11 protein-coding genes are annotated in these 14,213 nt (G+C 37.7%); 7 read left to right on the forward strand and 4 right to left on the reverse strand.

The window, feature by feature from the left end; genetic code table 11:
• Nucleotides 1-11: 11 nt before the first annotated feature.
• Nucleotides 12-563 (reverse strand): dihydrofolate reductase family protein, encoded by a 552-nt coding sequence (locus tag A3EE_RS0102980; RefSeq protein WP_018341944.1) that lies wholly within the window; start codon nt 561-563, stop codon nt 12-14.
• 184 nt (nt 564-747) lie between these two features.
• Between A3EE_RS0102980 and A3EE_RS0102985 the strand changes: the two genes are divergently transcribed.
• Nucleotides 748-4,683 (forward strand): OmpA family protein, encoded by a 3,936-nt coding sequence (locus tag A3EE_RS0102985; RefSeq protein WP_018341945.1) that lies wholly within the window; start codon nt 748-750, stop codon nt 4,681-4,683.
• 187 nt (nt 4,684-4,870) lie between these two features.
• On the forward strand, nt 4,871-8,152 hold the full coding sequence (locus A3EE_RS0102990) for a T9SS type A sorting domain-containing protein (protein WP_018341946.1): 3,282 nt from the start codon (nt 4,871-4,873) through the stop codon (nt 8,150-8,152).
• A gap of 169 nt (nt 8,153-8,321) precedes the next feature.
• Here A3EE_RS0102990 and A3EE_RS0102995 read toward each other — a convergent pair whose 3' ends face one another.
• On the reverse strand, nt 8,322-8,753 hold the full coding sequence (locus A3EE_RS0102995) for an RDD family protein (RefSeq protein WP_157446858.1): 432 nt from the start codon (nt 8,751-8,753) through the stop codon (nt 8,322-8,324).
• A gap of 101 nt (nt 8,754-8,854) precedes the next feature.
• On the opposite strand from A3EE_RS0102995, the gene A3EE_RS0103000 reads away from it, so the two are divergent.
• Both A3EE_RS0103000 and A3EE_RS0103005 read left to right on the forward strand, forming a co-directional pair.
• Nucleotides 8,855-9,433, forward strand: coding sequence for an NUDIX domain-containing protein (locus tag A3EE_RS0103000; protein WP_018341948.1), 579 nt, complete (start codon nt 8,855-8,857; stop codon nt 9,431-9,433).
• A gap of 92 nt (nt 9,434-9,525) precedes the next feature.
• A complete protein-coding gene (locus A3EE_RS0103005) occupies nt 9,526-10,695 on the forward strand; it encodes a T9SS type A sorting domain-containing protein (protein WP_018341949.1) in 1,170 nt (389 codons plus the stop codon).
• Nucleotides 10,696-10,808: 113 nt separating this feature from the next.
• Here A3EE_RS0103005 and A3EE_RS21750 read toward each other — a convergent pair whose 3' ends face one another.
• Together A3EE_RS21750 and A3EE_RS0103015 are read right to left on the reverse strand one after the other, a co-directional pair.
• Entirely contained in the window at nt 10,809-10,973 is a 165-nt protein-coding gene (locus A3EE_RS21750; RefSeq protein ID WP_157446859.1) for a hypothetical protein, read from the reverse strand.
• Between the two features lie 16 nt (nt 10,974-10,989).
• A complete protein-coding gene (locus A3EE_RS0103015) occupies nt 10,990-11,694 on the reverse strand; it encodes an SRPBCC family protein (RefSeq protein WP_157446860.1) in 705 nt (234 codons plus the stop codon).
• 262 nt (nt 11,695-11,956) lie between these two features.
• Here A3EE_RS0103015 and A3EE_RS21155 point away from each other — a divergent pair, with 262 nt between their 5' ends.
• The 3 genes from A3EE_RS21155 to A3EE_RS21035 all read left to right on the forward strand — a co-directional run bounded on the left by A3EE_RS21155 (nt 11,957) and on the right by A3EE_RS21035 (nt 14,155).
• Nucleotides 11,957-13,309, forward strand: coding sequence for a sensor histidine kinase (locus A3EE_RS21155; protein WP_018341952.1), 1,353 nt, complete (start codon nt 11,957-11,959; stop codon nt 13,307-13,309).
• 292 nt (nt 13,310-13,601) lie between these two features.
• Nucleotides 13,602-13,748: a hypothetical protein gene (locus A3EE_RS21755; protein ID WP_157446861.1), complete on the forward strand. Its 147-nt coding sequence runs from the start codon at nt 13,602-13,604 to the stop codon at nt 13,746-13,748.
• Nucleotides 13,749-13,768: 20 nt separating this feature from the next.
• On the forward strand, nt 13,769-14,155 hold the full coding sequence (locus A3EE_RS21035; RefSeq protein WP_018341953.1) for a transposase: 387 nt from the start codon (nt 13,769-13,771) through the stop codon (nt 14,153-14,155).
• Nucleotides 14,156-14,213 lie beyond the last annotated feature (58 nt).

A 14,213-nucleotide genomic window follows, 5' to 3' on the forward strand; every position in this document is an offset into this window, starting at 1 on the left:
CATAGTAATCATTATTTTTTATAACACAGAAGTACGCTTCCGCTTTTAAATACTTTTGTCTCTGTGAGTGTAAAATTCAAATCTTCTTTTAAACCGCTAAAAAGGGAAGTACCTTTACCAATAGCCGTGGGGTCGATCATGAATTGAAACGTGTCGATTAAACCTGCTTCTGCAAATTGAGCTACAATGCTTCCGCTTCCTAAAATAGTCAAATCTTTTTTCGATGTTTTTTTCAGTTGACGGATTTCTGAAACAACGTCATTTTTTATAATTGTCGTATTCTTCCATTCGGCCTTTTTTAATGTGTTAGAAAAAACGATCTTCTCTGCATTGTTCATTCCCTTTGCTACTTCAGGCATAGAAGAGAGAGCCATTTCTGTTGGCCAGAAGCTGTACATCATTTCATAGGTAGTTCGTCCGAAAAGAAGAATGTTGTTTTGCTTCAGCATCTCTCCGGAAAACTCGCCTTCTTCTTTTCCATGCTGGTGCCAATGGATGTCATTGGAAGCATCCTTATAAAAACCATTCAAGGTAATAAAATTAAATACGCTGAGTTTGCCCATAAAATCTTGAATTAACGTTTATGAAATATAAAAAATAATGCTTGAATAATGACCTTTGAACCTATTTGTTTTTTTTGCTATAAAGATCTGACCCCTGCCGGGGTCAGTGCAGAGATAGAAAACACAATTTCATAAAAGGTTTTTATTTGAACCAAATTCATAATTCACTAAATTGACTGCATCTATGAATTCTTCAAAAAAGCTACTAGCATTTATTATAATTCTTTTTTATCTGTGCGAAAACACACCTGTTTTCGCACAGCAGCTTACCTTGTTTAATATAGATACCAGTCGCTATCCGACAGTGAAAGCTGATTTTTTTGCCATAGATCAAAACGAAAGTCAAGTAACAACTTTAACAGCAGCAGATGTTTTTATTACAGAAAATGCAAGTGCACAAGAGGTTGTTAAAGTTGTTAATCCAACAGCATTAAAACCGAAGCAGATTTCTCTTGTATTGACTATTGATGTTTCGAGTTCGATGGAAGGCGCGTATATACAGTTAGCTAAAAATGCAGCAAATGCAATTGTCAATAAACTTCCTTTAGATCTGTCCGAATGTGCCATAACAAGTTTTGATGATATCAGTTTTGTGAACACAGATTTTACGAGAGATAAACTGAGATTGCAGCAGTCGATACAGACATTGACTCCACATGGCGGAACGGATTACGATAAGGGTTTTACAAAATCAAATGCGGGCGGACTGGATATTTTAAGAAACGGTTTGCATGAAAAGGTATTGATTTTTCTAACAGATGGATATGGAAATGTAAATCCGCCGGAGATCATACAGAAAGCAAAAGCCATGGGTGCAAAGGTATACGTCATTACCTTAGGTATGAATACGCCGGAAGAGTTGAAAAGAATTGTGCAGGCAACCAATGGATATTATTATGAAAATGTTATTTCAGAACAGGAGATCAATGCGGCCTATCTTAGTATTCTGTATCGCATTCAGGGATTGACACCTTCTACGGTTGAGTGGGTTAGTACTGCTGCCTGCGGCTATTCTAAAAATGTTTTGTTTGGAGATAAACGGAATGCGTTCAAGGCTGCAGCAATGAAGTATGAAGCACCGCTTAAACATGTTGTTCGTCTTGTTTTGGATGTAAATAATATAACGTTTAATGCAACTACATCTGAAATTCCTGTTTCAATAAAAGCGGTAAATGGAAATTTTTCCATCACATCTTTTAATTCTTCCAAACCTTATTTCTCAATTGTTACTCCATCTATACCGCATACAATAAAAAAAGATGCAACAGATACATTCGTTATAAAATATACCGGCTCTTCAACCGAATTTATTTCAGGCAGAATTGAATTGGTTTCCGCTGGCTGTCAATCCACATTTATTTATTATCAATATCAGCCGAATTCAACTAAGCCTGCAATCAATCTGATTGCGCCGGATGGGAAGGAAGCATTTTATGCAGGTACGGATACATTGATCCGATGGAATCTGCAAAACACGTATGCACCTGTTAAGATTTCATTCAGTTCAAATGCAGGTAAAGACTGGAAAATTGTAAAGGATAGTTGTACCGTAGATCATTTTAATTGGAGAATTCCGAATAAGCCGGGTGCAACGAATCTGATAAAAGTAGAAACGATCGTAACAGAACAAAAAGCTACCGCTGAATCAAAAATTGTATACGATCGTTTTGCAGGCATCATGAATGCGTATAATTTAAGTCCGGATGGGTCAAGATATATTTCACAGACTCCCACGGAATTATTGCTGATGGATACATATACCAATACCACCATTTTTAAAATAAACAATACGATCCAAAACGGGTATTTTATTTTTTCTCCGGATGATAAATATATTTTTATTTACGACGAAGGAAAACCAACGAAAGTATACGATGCGCATACATTTCAATACATAGAAGAATGGGGCGTATTTAAGAAAACGTTGAGCAGTTTTATTGAACCGTACATCAACAACGATCTTACACAATATGTTGCTCTTGATGCAGACGGTACGCTAGGTATTTTTAATTTTAAAACAGGAGCAAAGGTTAAAAGTGTTGCCTTTGTGAAAGGCAAAGAAGTAACAGACTTCACAAGAAATTATATTGTATCGCTGGAAGAATCAAATCATCAGGTTTGGGTATGGGATTATAAAAAAGGAAGTAAGCTGTTAAGCATTTCGATTCCTAAGGAACGAATTGTAAATGCAGAATTCAATAAAGATGAAACGGTATTGTTTGTATACACCTGGGGGGCGGATGGAACGAAACAGGATTTTACAGCCTATGATCTAAGCGGAAAAGAGTTGTATCGATTTCAAAATTCAGCAAAGTCATTCATGTCTTTAGATACGTATCAGAATTATGCGATCTGCTCTGTTGACAATTATCCTGCGCTGGTAGATATGAATACAGGAAAAGTAATACATATCTATACATTACCGGGTGCGGTGAAGTTTGGGTGGTTTGTGCCTTTTAGTAATGGGACTTATATTCTGTTCACAAACGCCGCATCTAAAAATGTATACATGGTTACATCTGGTATTGAAAATAATAAAGGCGGACTTCTTTCAGATCAGTCTTCGTCGACATTTACTATTGTATCTACAAAACCTGAAGTGAAGAAAATTAATTTTCCATTGGTATATGTAGGAAGTAATAAAGATAGCATTGTTACTGCATTCATGAAAAATAATGTACCAATTGAAATACCCGTAAAGTCTATTTCAATTGAAGGAGCTGGAGTAGCATCTTTTAAACTGTTAAATCCGATTTCGTCTTTTACGTTAAACGCTTCATCCAAACAAAATCTTGAAATCCGGTTTGCACCTGTGAAATCAGGTTTGCAGGAAGCTGTATTGAAAGTAATAACCGCATACGATACGGTGCGTGTTACCATTTCAGGAACAGGTATTGTTAAACCATATGCATTAAAAAATACAGAATTGAATATCGGTCGTATTCAGGTTGGAAAAACTATTGATACATCTTTTATAAATGTATTTACCAATACAAGTAAGAACACTCTATACATTACTGGCATTGAATTGGCGGGTCCGGACAAAACACAATTCAGTTTATCTTCTCCGTCAACATATACCTTAGCTGCCGGAGCATCTGCATCCATTCAGATAAAATTTACGGCAACACAACGCGGAAGAACTTCTACGAGTTTGGTAGTTCATTTGAAAAATACTCCTGATGCTGTTCTGATTCCGGTATATGCAGAAGGACACCTTCCGCGTCAATACGATGTTCAATTTAATTTTACAGACGAAGTAACTAAAAAACCGATCACTGCAACTATTACCTGTGTAGATGCTCAATCCAATAAGTCTATGTTGCCTGTATATATAAACAATGGACAAGGTATACAAACGGAATTGTATGCTGATCGCATGTATATTTTTTCAATACAGAGAAAAGGATATAAAACGATTACAGATACCATAAATCTGTTGGATATAAATATCAGTAGTAAAATTGTTCAAACATACGAACTCATTCCGGACGGCACTGCAGAACCAGTAATGCAAACGCTTTCAGGACGTGTTGTTAATAAAACAACTCAGTCACCGCTTGAAGCAAACATTTTATTTTTTAAAACGGATAGCAAAGTGCTTATTAAAAAAGTGACAAGTGCTGCAGATGGTTCGTACAGTATTATATTGCCTGTTGCTTTATACAGTGTTCAGGTTGAAAAAGATGATTATGTAAATGAAAATACTTCTGTTGAAGTTGTGGAAGGTAATCAAAAACAGACTGCATATTTTCAATTGATACCGATCAAAGTAGGAGAGACTCTTCAATTACCAAATGTATATTTTGCGCGTGGCGGTGTTGATTTGCTTGAAAGCAGCAATGAATCGCTGGATCAGTTGTATACCTTGCTGTTGGATAATCCTACCATGCGTATAGAATTGCTGGGGTACACCGATAATCAGGGTGATCCTGCGTTGAATATTCAGTTGTCTGAAAAGCGTGTGGCTGCGATCAAAGACTATCTTGTTGCGAAAGGAATTTCTTCTGCGCGAATTACAGGAAAAGGCTATGGCGGTGCAAAACCTATTGCAAGCAATGCCACCGAAGAAACACGTCAATTAAACAGACGTGTTGAATTTAAAATCGTGAGTAAGTAATGGTAATAAAACAATATAATCTGTAATTATTTTATAAATATAAAGCAGATTATTTTCATGATTTTTTTTAAATAAATAAAAATAATAGATTCGTAGCGCTATGGAAATTTAATTCTTAATAGATTACTAGGTGAATTTTTTCATTACATAGTTTTTAATTTTTAATCAATTAAACCAACTAACCTTTATGTTATTTTCAAAACAGCTCTTTGTAGTAGCCATGATGTTGTGTGGTATTTTGAGTTATGCTCAGAGTGGCACCACAAAATCTTTAACAGCGTCTAAAACATATCCGGATACGTATCAGGATTGGGAACAGACATTTACTTCTTTGTACAGTTTTAATCTTCCGCAGCGTCTCCCTGTTACTTCAGGGAATGCAGGTACGGGAACAATTTCATTTGCGTTTAATTATAGTACCAGCGGTATCGTTACCAGTACGTATACTGCATCTGCAGATGGTTTGTATTATGAATTAAGTTCTGCACCTCAAGGGTTGGCAGCACAAAGCATCGTTACAACAGATTATATTAAACTCCATTTAAATGATGGAAATGCTGCAGCAGGACAAACAACTGTCTCTGTAGTTCTGCAGGGCGTTACAGTTTCTAAATCGCAACTGGTAGCTCCTTTCCCAAGAAAGTTTCCTTCAGCTCAGGGACAATCGAACCTACGAGTTGGGCCGGAGCAAAACTGCATTACGGCTACTTCACTTTGTTACCTGACAGCTATAAATACATATGATGCATATTCTCTTCAAGGGAATACAATAAATAGCGCAACGAGTTGTTTAAGAGCAGGTGAATTAAATGGTGTGTGGTATAAATTTACAGCTGCAGTTAATGGGGTACTTAATTTTACATTATCTCCTGTAATCTCTGCAGATGATTATGATTGGGCTGTGTTTGATTTGACGAATGCAAGTTGTACGGATATTGCAACAAATCCATCTTTGCAGATAGCTTGCAATTCTTCAAGTACAGTTGGTCAAACAGGAGCGAATGGATTGTCTGGCAACCAGAACAATGCACCTATTACAGTGGTACAAGGAAATACATATTATATTTTTGTAAGCTATTATAATGGTGGTGTAGCTTTGACAGCAACTCAAGGAGCCGGGCATGGATTCGTATTGAATATGAGCGCTTCAACAGCAAATTTATTTAATCAACCTGTTGTTACAATGAATGTTTCTCAACAAAGCATCTGTCAGGGAGCATCTTCTGTATTGACTGCAATTGGCGCCGGACCAGGAGCTACGTACACATGGAAACCGGCTGCGAGTTTAAGCAGTACATCAGGTGCTGTTGTAACAGCTACTCCTCAGGCATTTACTTATTATGAAGTTACCGGACAAACAGCAGGAGGATGTCCTTTTTGGGCAGGTAATTATGTAAATGCAAATTCTTCGCCAAATCTTGTTGTTACACCTACTTCAATATCTTCATGCACACCCTCTCCTAAAACAATAACTGCATCAGGAGCATGGAATTATTCATGGAGCAATTCGTCAGGTGTAGTTTCATCAAATAATTATAATTCCATTACGGTGAATCCATCTGTAACTACTACCTATACAGTAACCGGAATGAATGGGCCGTGTACGCAAACCAAAAGTGTGACAGTTACAGTTGGTGCACCGGTAATTACAATCACTCCTTCTGCAACATCTATTTGCACGGGAGCATCTGCTACACTTACTGCAAGTGGAGCTTCAACATACACATGGTCACCTGCAGCAAGCTTAAACACTACAACGGGAGCTACAGTTACAGCAACACCAACAACTCCTACTACCTATACAGTTACAGGTTTGGCTGGTGCTTGTTCTGCTACAAAATCGGTAACGATTACACCGGCATCTTGTTCCGGTTGTCAGAGTTCGCCTATATCACGCTATTCTAAAATTTCTGCTACGCAAGGAAATTTAAATACAAGCAATTTCACATATTCCGGAGGCGTTAATTACATTGGTCGCGATGTAACACCTATTGGTGATTTTGATGGAGATGGAATTGAAGATATTCTTGTAAGTGCTGCCTATAATTATGGTGGCTTTGCACAAGGAAGTGTACACATTCTTTTACTGAACACAAATGGTAGTGTTAAGAGTCAGGTTAATATTACAGAAGGGTTAAATGGGTTTGTAGATTCGAAACCACATACAGAATATAATTTTCATCCATTCAGTTTTGGTGCAGCTACAACCTGGTTGGGAGATATTGATGGTCCGGGTGGATCTGCTGGAGCAATGGTAGTAGGTGTTCCAAAGGATGATGACGGAAGTCAGAATTATTATAATGTTGCTTTTGGTGCTGTGTATGTTGTCTTTCTGAACGCAAACGGAACGGTTATGAAGTCACAGAAAATATCTTCAACGCAGGGTAATTTCACAGGAGTAATTCACGGATCTGTTTCAGGTAACGGAGCGTACATGTATGGTATTGATGGTGACTCATTCGGAGAGTCGATAGAATATTTAGGTGACCTTGATGGTACGGGTCCTTCTGTAGCAGCCATTGCTGTTGGTGCAGATGGTTCTGAAGGTACAGTATATAACACAGGTCCAAATTACAGATACAGTAATAATGGCGCTGTGTTTATTCTTTATCTTGGTATTGATGGAAAAGTGTTGTACAACACAGTAATAAATTCAGACATTGCTCCACTAAAAGATATCTTCCGTTTTGGAATGGATATTCAAAATTTAGGTGATTTGGATGGTTCAGGCCCCGGTGCGCTTACACTGGCTGTTACTGCTTCCCGCGATATTTATTTAGTAACCATTGACAATACAGGAAATTATTTGAGCCATACATCGTTCAATCTCTCATTGCCGGCATTGGGTGGTATACAGTACACAAATTATCACCACGGACTTGCAACGCTAGGTGATATTGATGGCTCTGGACCCGGCATTACAACCGTTTTATTTGGATATGGTGAAATTGTATATCTGGTTAATGTTGGTGTAGGTAATACAATTCTTGGCCATTATAAAATCGGTAATGGATATTTAGGTTTGAGCCTTGATCCGAATACGATTAATCTAGGTATGGCTATTTCTGCTGTTGGTGATTTAAATAATGATAATATACCTGAACTGGCAGTGACAGCTGCATATGATGCAGACGGATTGGCTTCGGGTACATATGATTATCCCGGAGCCGTATATTTGCTGTCAATTTGTTCTGATTTATTTACACAGCCATATATGCGTGAAACAGATAATACAGATCTTGCTGCAGTATCAACAGTTACTGTTTCACCAAACCCTTCGTCTTCGGATTTTAGAATTCAGTTACCAGAAAATGAAACGCTGGTAGAAGTTGAAGTAACGAATTTGGCAGGTCAAAAAGTACAAACAATAAAAGAACTTACTATAGGTATTGACTTGCGTACAGGTATGTACATCCTTACAATTAAAACAACTAAAGGAACATACTTCCAGAAGATCATTAAAGAGTAGTTATCTGTTGTTCTGAAAAGATTTACAGTTTTAATATTGATCCCGGTTGCATAAAGCAACCGGGATTTTTTATATAATGATCTTCTAGTATGAATTTGGAACTGTAAATAAAAAGCCTTCAAGGTTTTAAATCCTGAAGGCCTCTTAATCTTAAAATGTGGTATGCAATTTATGCATATATCGTAACTGTACCTGAAACGATATCGTGTATGGCTCTGCGTTTTTTATTGCTGTTGATGGTAAAGAAAGATACCCACCCTAATAATGTTTTTACACTAAAACGAAGATACGCCTGGGCAATGTTAATTTTTTCCTGTGGTGCAGATAATTTTCGTACACGGATTCCCATCAGATAATTTCCCAATGTAAAACCAAAAGTATGAGCTAAGGGTTCATATACAAAAAACAAAAAGATAAACAGACCGGCTCGGAGTCCATCAGGTACATCAATGAAATTGTCCATTGCAACTGCTATGCACGACATCAGAAATAAAATAAATATAACATCAATCATGGAAGACTTAATACGATCGGTAAGTGAAGGATATTGAATGATGTTAACGTCCGGATTAATTTCTTTATTCTGAATTGCTTCTTCCATACCTGAATTATTTTTAACATTTCTATTACTGCCGAATTTAAGAATTTCCTCCGTATAACAGTATTTTTTCAGTACCTTATTCTGAAATTTAAACAACGAATATGAATCGTTCAGCAAACATTATTGATACCAAAGTTTTATCAAACAATCGCTTTTTGTTAAAAGAAGTAACAGTAAACTATACCGGTTTGGATGGAGAGATTCATTCGACCAAACGCGAAGTGTATGAACGTGGCGATGCCGCATCTGCTGCGCTGTACAATCAGCAAACAGGTAAAGTTATTTTAATAAACCAGTTTCGTTTGCCGACATTTTTAAACGGAAATCCGGGTGGGATGTTAAAAGAAGTATGCGCCGGTATGCTGGATGGAGATACACCTGAAACATGCGTTCGCAGAGAGATCATGGAAGAGACAGGATATAAGATCGATGCCGTTGCAGCAGCGGGAGAGATCTATGTTTCACCGGCAGGCTGTACGGAACGAATTTATTTGTTTACCGCACCCTATACAGCAGACATGAGGACAAGTAGTGGAGGCGGACTGGTAGAAGAACAGGAATACATTGAAATTGAAGAAATACCTTTTGAAGAAGCATTGCAGCTGATTGCACGGGGCGAGATCCGCGATGCAAAAACGATCGTATTGTTATATCATCTGCGGATTCAGGGATTGATGTAATTGAGTTGCAGTAGATAAAACTTTTTAATATGAGGTACGTAATTATTGCAACCGTATTTTTTAAAAGATCGATTCAATTAAATGAATGTTGCATGATTAAAAAAATCTCTACACTACTATTGATGTTTGCATCTGTGCAGATAAGTTTCAGTCAATGTCCTACAGATGTTTTTGGCGTTGCAAAATTTTATCCAACACTTACTTCCACACGAGAATGGAATTCCGCTCATTGGAACAACGGGATTGCACGTACTGTGAAGTATGCTTCCGATACCTATGATCCTACCGATTGGACAGAGGATCACAGCGGAAGTACCAATGGATTTTATATTGATGGCGCAGGTGTTATGAATATGTCAGGCGGCAGTCCGCGGTTTCATATTAATTCCACACGTACCACAAAAGGTTCCGCACAATTCTTTCTGAATATTGAATTCACTGCATACTACCGCAGGATTGGCACAACAGGTGCTGACTACGGCGGGATGATCGTAGGAGCCAGAAGCGCACCCTTAGGGCACGCATCCTCCGGAGGAAATGATTGCGATGCTTCAACGTACTATTCACGATTCCGGCACGATGGGAAGTGGGACTTCGAAAAAGAATTGAAACATCCAACAAGCGATTACTGGTCGGGATCCGGATTTCATACACAGGATCCATTGTGGTCGGGTGGCAGAAGATTGCCTGAAAACAGATGGATCGGAATGAAGTACATCATAACCAACATCGAGAATAATACGAAAGTAAAACTGGAAGTATACATTGACTCTACTTCAAACGGAAATCCGGTTAATGGAGGCGAGTGGAAAAAAGTAGGAGAGGTGATCGATGCGGGCAACTGGCCAGCTGCTGCATCTGCAATAACAGGCTGCAGTTATACCGATCAGAAAATGATCATTCTTCAAGGGCATGGAACATTGTTGCTGCGTACCGATGGAGATCAGGCAGAATATAAAATGGTAAGTATACGTGAGATCGATCCGACACAACCCTATACATATCCTTGCATTACAACAGCGATACAAAAATCATCTGCAGTTTCGTATGTAAAATCATATCCCAACCCTTCAAAAGAAAATATAACACTTGAAGCTGCAGGGGAATTTACCTATTCAGTTTATTCCGTATCCGGAAATGTAGTAGTCACGGGCAAAGCAAACGATGCATGTACGATTGGAAACGAATTGCAACCAGGTATATATGTGATCTCTGTACGAATGAATAAAGGCGTGGAGCAAATTAAGTTTATTAAGGAATAAAGCGAACGTCTTGAGCTGATAAAACAAGAAGTATATTAACCTAAAATCCGATAGATCAATAAAATGATCTATCGGATTTTAGGTTAATATTAGTTTGGATAAAAATATTCTTCTTATTTATTATCTCCTTTAAAAGGCTGCGGCTTCATACGAATCTTGTCGCTTCTTGTTTCTTCAAACTCATTTGGACCAACATGAGTTGATTTTTTAGGTGGTTGATCGTAATCATCCGCACCTGTTGACTTCTTCACTTTTTGAATGGTCTTAGCATTTTTCATTTTCCCCATAGTATTATTAATTATAAATATGTGGCTGATTATTTTTATGCTTCAGTTTTTTATCTGCAGGAAGTTTTCCTGTTTCAATATATTCTTTGAAATTTAGAATATCATCCTGTATCATTTTCTCGAATGTAGATGTAAATAATGACAGTGCTTTTTCACCTGCTGCCCCAAGAGGTGCCTGATAGCTAATTACTACATGTATCGTGGTTGCTTGCTCTCCCGCATGTTCGAAGATAACTTTACCTGCATTGTTGATTGTAGAACCTTCAATAGAGTTCCAGGAAAGTTGTTTGCCGGGTTCCTCTTTTACGATCTCTGCTTCCCAACTAATACTGGTGCCAAGGCCTCCGGGAATATAAGCTTGCCATTCAGACCTTCCATTTTCCAGCTGAGTAACAGATTTTAGATGTGTCATGAACAAAGGAAGATTTTCTAATCTTCTCCAGAATGCATACACCGTATCTGTCGGCTTGTTAACAGTGACAGATGTTTCGATGTTTATATTGTGTGCCGTATCAGGCAACCTGCTTTTTCCGATAGCGGCATAAGCCGGACAATGTCCTGTTACACCTCTGTATACAAGAAGTGCAGCTGGAGCAAGTATTCCGTATTGCTTAGGATCGCGTGCCAATGCACGGTAGATAAAGTATGAGCCGGCTAATACTGAAATAATGCGTTCGGTATTTGAAACATTAATGTTTGATTCTCTTTCCATAGCTGTAGAAATTATGAGTGAATAATTGATTTCAGAATTAATGTAGTACTTCTGAAAATACAAGCCAAACTTCTATGGAGAACATGTAAGCATTCGTGAAAATGATGTAAGCTGCTGCTTAGCTAGCTATCGTGTTAATGCGGATTAATCGAACGTATTTTAAACGTTAAAGCAGTAATTTTGGGTTTATTTCTTTATTTTTCTTTAAAAAATTTAGAGATTGTATCAATGGAATAAATCTTTCTCTTTTAATTTTTACGGCATGGCAAATGAAGAATTTTTAAACGATCGGATACGACCCATTTTGAAGTTACTTGAAGATGGTACGGATGCACATGATCTTTGTCGGAAGTATGATATAAGTCTGGATACGCTTTATAAATGGAAGGCACGTTATGGAGGCACAGAAAATTTATTAAGTCGTTTGCAAGAGCTGGAAGAAGAAAATTATACTTTAAAAAGCATGCTTTCAGATGTGCGCATTCAGCGTGACGCAAACAATACAGGAGATATCGATCGCATCTACCGCATTCTTGCTGCAAATATTCCCGGAACTGCTATTACAATTCTGGATCGTGAAGAACGGTACTTACTTGCAGAGGGTGATTTTTTAACAACCATGGGTTATACAAAAGAAACCATGCCGGGCAAGAAAATCTCAGAGATCATTACTCCTGAGAATTATGATGGATATTATAAAGACGTTATTCAGCAAGCATTTGCGGGCGAAACAATTTTAACAGAACGGCAAACGATTTCAGGTTATTTTTCATTAATGAAAGTTGTGCCCTTACGAGATGGACGGGGTGATATCTTTGCAATCATGTTTGTGCTGATCGATGTTACAGGGATCAAGATGGCACAGAATCAGTTAAGGAAAATAAATGAAAAACTCGAATTTATTGTACAGGAGCGGACAAAACAATTAAAGGAAGCAAATCGACAGCTCGAAGCATTCAGTTATTCGGTGTCGCACGATCTAAAAGCTCCGCTCAGAAGAGTTGCAGGATTCTCACGCATGCTGCAGCAAAATCATATAGCAGCACTGGATGATAATGAAGCAAAACGTCTTGCCGATCGAATTGAATCGAATGTGTCTTCGATGGAAAAACTGATCGACGACTTGTTGGCGTTTTCAAAATTCCAGCGTCAGGAACTTTCTAAGTCTTCAATCATAATGGAAAAAATGGTTCGAGGCATATTGCACGAACTTACTTCTCAGGAAACTTCAAGAACATTTGAACTGGTTGTATCACCTCTTGAACCCGCTTATGGAGATGTTAGTCTGATTCGTCAGGTGTGGATCAATCTCCTTTCGAATGCAGTAAAATATTCCCGCAAAAAAGATATAACAAAAATTACTGTGAGTTGTAAAAAAGAAGAGAAGAGGATCACGTATAGTGTGACAGATAATGGGGCGGGTTTCGATATGGCATACAGCGATAAAATTTTTGGTGTGTTTCAACGCTTGCATAGTGCATCTGAATTTGAAGGTACAGGTGTGGGACTTGCCTTAGCAAAAAATATTATCGAACGCCATGGCGGTACAATCGGATTTGAATCGGAGGTGGATAAAGGAACTACGTTTTATTTTACGTTGCCGGTGAAAGGATAGCTTTTGTAATTTATCTGGAGTTGGTGGTAGAAATTTCTTTCTGGCGCGAGTCTTTAGCGCAGCGGGACTCGTGTCCATTATTTAGCAGTCTTTGACTGCATTATATATTGAATTTTATATGCAGTCAAAGACTGCTAAAATGCCCGACACGAGTCCCGCTGCGCTAAAGACTCGCGCCAGGTATTCATTATTCAACAGTCGTCGACTTTTTTGTATTATTTATCTTTTGTTGTCAATCCTACATTTATTTTATCCTTACATTTAAAAAAAATATTTTTTCAAACTCACAGCTATGAGTTCCAAATATAAAATAAGAGATGGGCAGTATGCGCATTTCGTTACGTTTACTGATGTCAATTGGATCGATGTATTTACAAGAGATGAATATAGAATGATTATTATTGACAGCTTAAACTATTGTATAAACCATAAAGATTAAATGTACATGCATATTGTATTATGACTAATCATGTACATTTAATTATAAGTGCAAAAGATGCAGATATAAATCTCGCTTTTGTAGTACGAGATATAAAAAAGTATACTTCATATAAATTGCTAGATACGATTAGACATACTCCGTTTGAAAGTAAAAAACAATGGATGCTTTGGATGTTTGAACGGACAGGAAGTAAAAATACGAGTAATGAACGTTGTCAATTATGGCAGAATGGCTATTATCCGATCGAACTTAGCAGTGTAGCTTTGGTAGAGCAACGTTTAGATTACATTCATAACAATCCGGTACGTGGGGGCTTTGTATTATCAGCAGAAGAATATAAATACAGCAGCGCGCGTAATTATGCAGGAGGTATTGATTGTATGATGAATGTAACGTTTTTGTAAAATGAATTAGAAAGGACGCTAACCTGTCATTAATGTTAAGCGACGCGTCACAAAGGTG

Source organism: Cytophaga aurantiaca DSM 3654, from assembly GCF_000379725.1.
GTDB lineage: Bacteria > Bacteroidota > Bacteroidia > Cytophagales > Cytophagaceae > Cytophaga > Cytophaga aurantiaca.

Bases quoted from the DNA above. Each gene is read 5' to 3' on its own strand.
- A3EE_RS21755 (WP_157446861.1), top strand. From the start codon at position 13,602: ATGAGTTCCAAATATAAAATAAGAGATGGGCAGTATGCGCATTTCGTT.
- A3EE_RS0103005 (WP_018341949.1), top strand. From the start codon at position 9,526: ATGATTAAAAAAATCTCTACACTACTATTGATGTTTGCATCTGTGCAG.
- A3EE_RS0103015 (WP_157446860.1), bottom strand. From the start codon at position 11,694: ATGGAAAGAGAATCAAACATTAATGTTTCAAATACCGAACGCATTATT.
- A3EE_RS0102980 (WP_018341944.1), bottom strand. From the start codon at position 563: ATGGGCAAACTCAGCGTATTTAATTTTATTACCTTGAATGGTTTTTAT.
- A3EE_RS0102985 (WP_018341945.1), top strand. From the start codon at position 748: ATGAATTCTTCAAAAAAGCTACTAGCATTTATTATAATTCTTTTTTAT.
- A3EE_RS21750 (WP_157446859.1), bottom strand. From the start codon at position 10,973: ATGAAAAATGCTAAGACCATTCAAAAAGTGAAGAAGTCAACAGGTGCG.
- A3EE_RS21035 (WP_018341953.1), top strand. From the start codon at position 13,769: ATGACTAATCATGTACATTTAATTATAAGTGCAAAAGATGCAGATATA.
- A3EE_RS0103000 (WP_018341948.1), top strand. From the start codon at position 8,855: ATGAATCGTTCAGCAAACATTATTGATACCAAAGTTTTATCAAACAAT.
- A3EE_RS0102990 (WP_018341946.1), top strand. From the start codon at position 4,871: ATGTTATTTTCAAAACAGCTCTTTGTAGTAGCCATGATGTTGTGTGGT.
- A3EE_RS21155 (WP_018341952.1), top strand. From the start codon at position 11,957: ATGGCAAATGAAGAATTTTTAAACGATCGGATACGACCCATTTTGAAG.
- A3EE_RS0102995 (WP_157446858.1), bottom strand. From the start codon at position 8,753: ATGGAAGAAGCAATTCAGAATAAAGAAATTAATCCGGACGTTAACATC.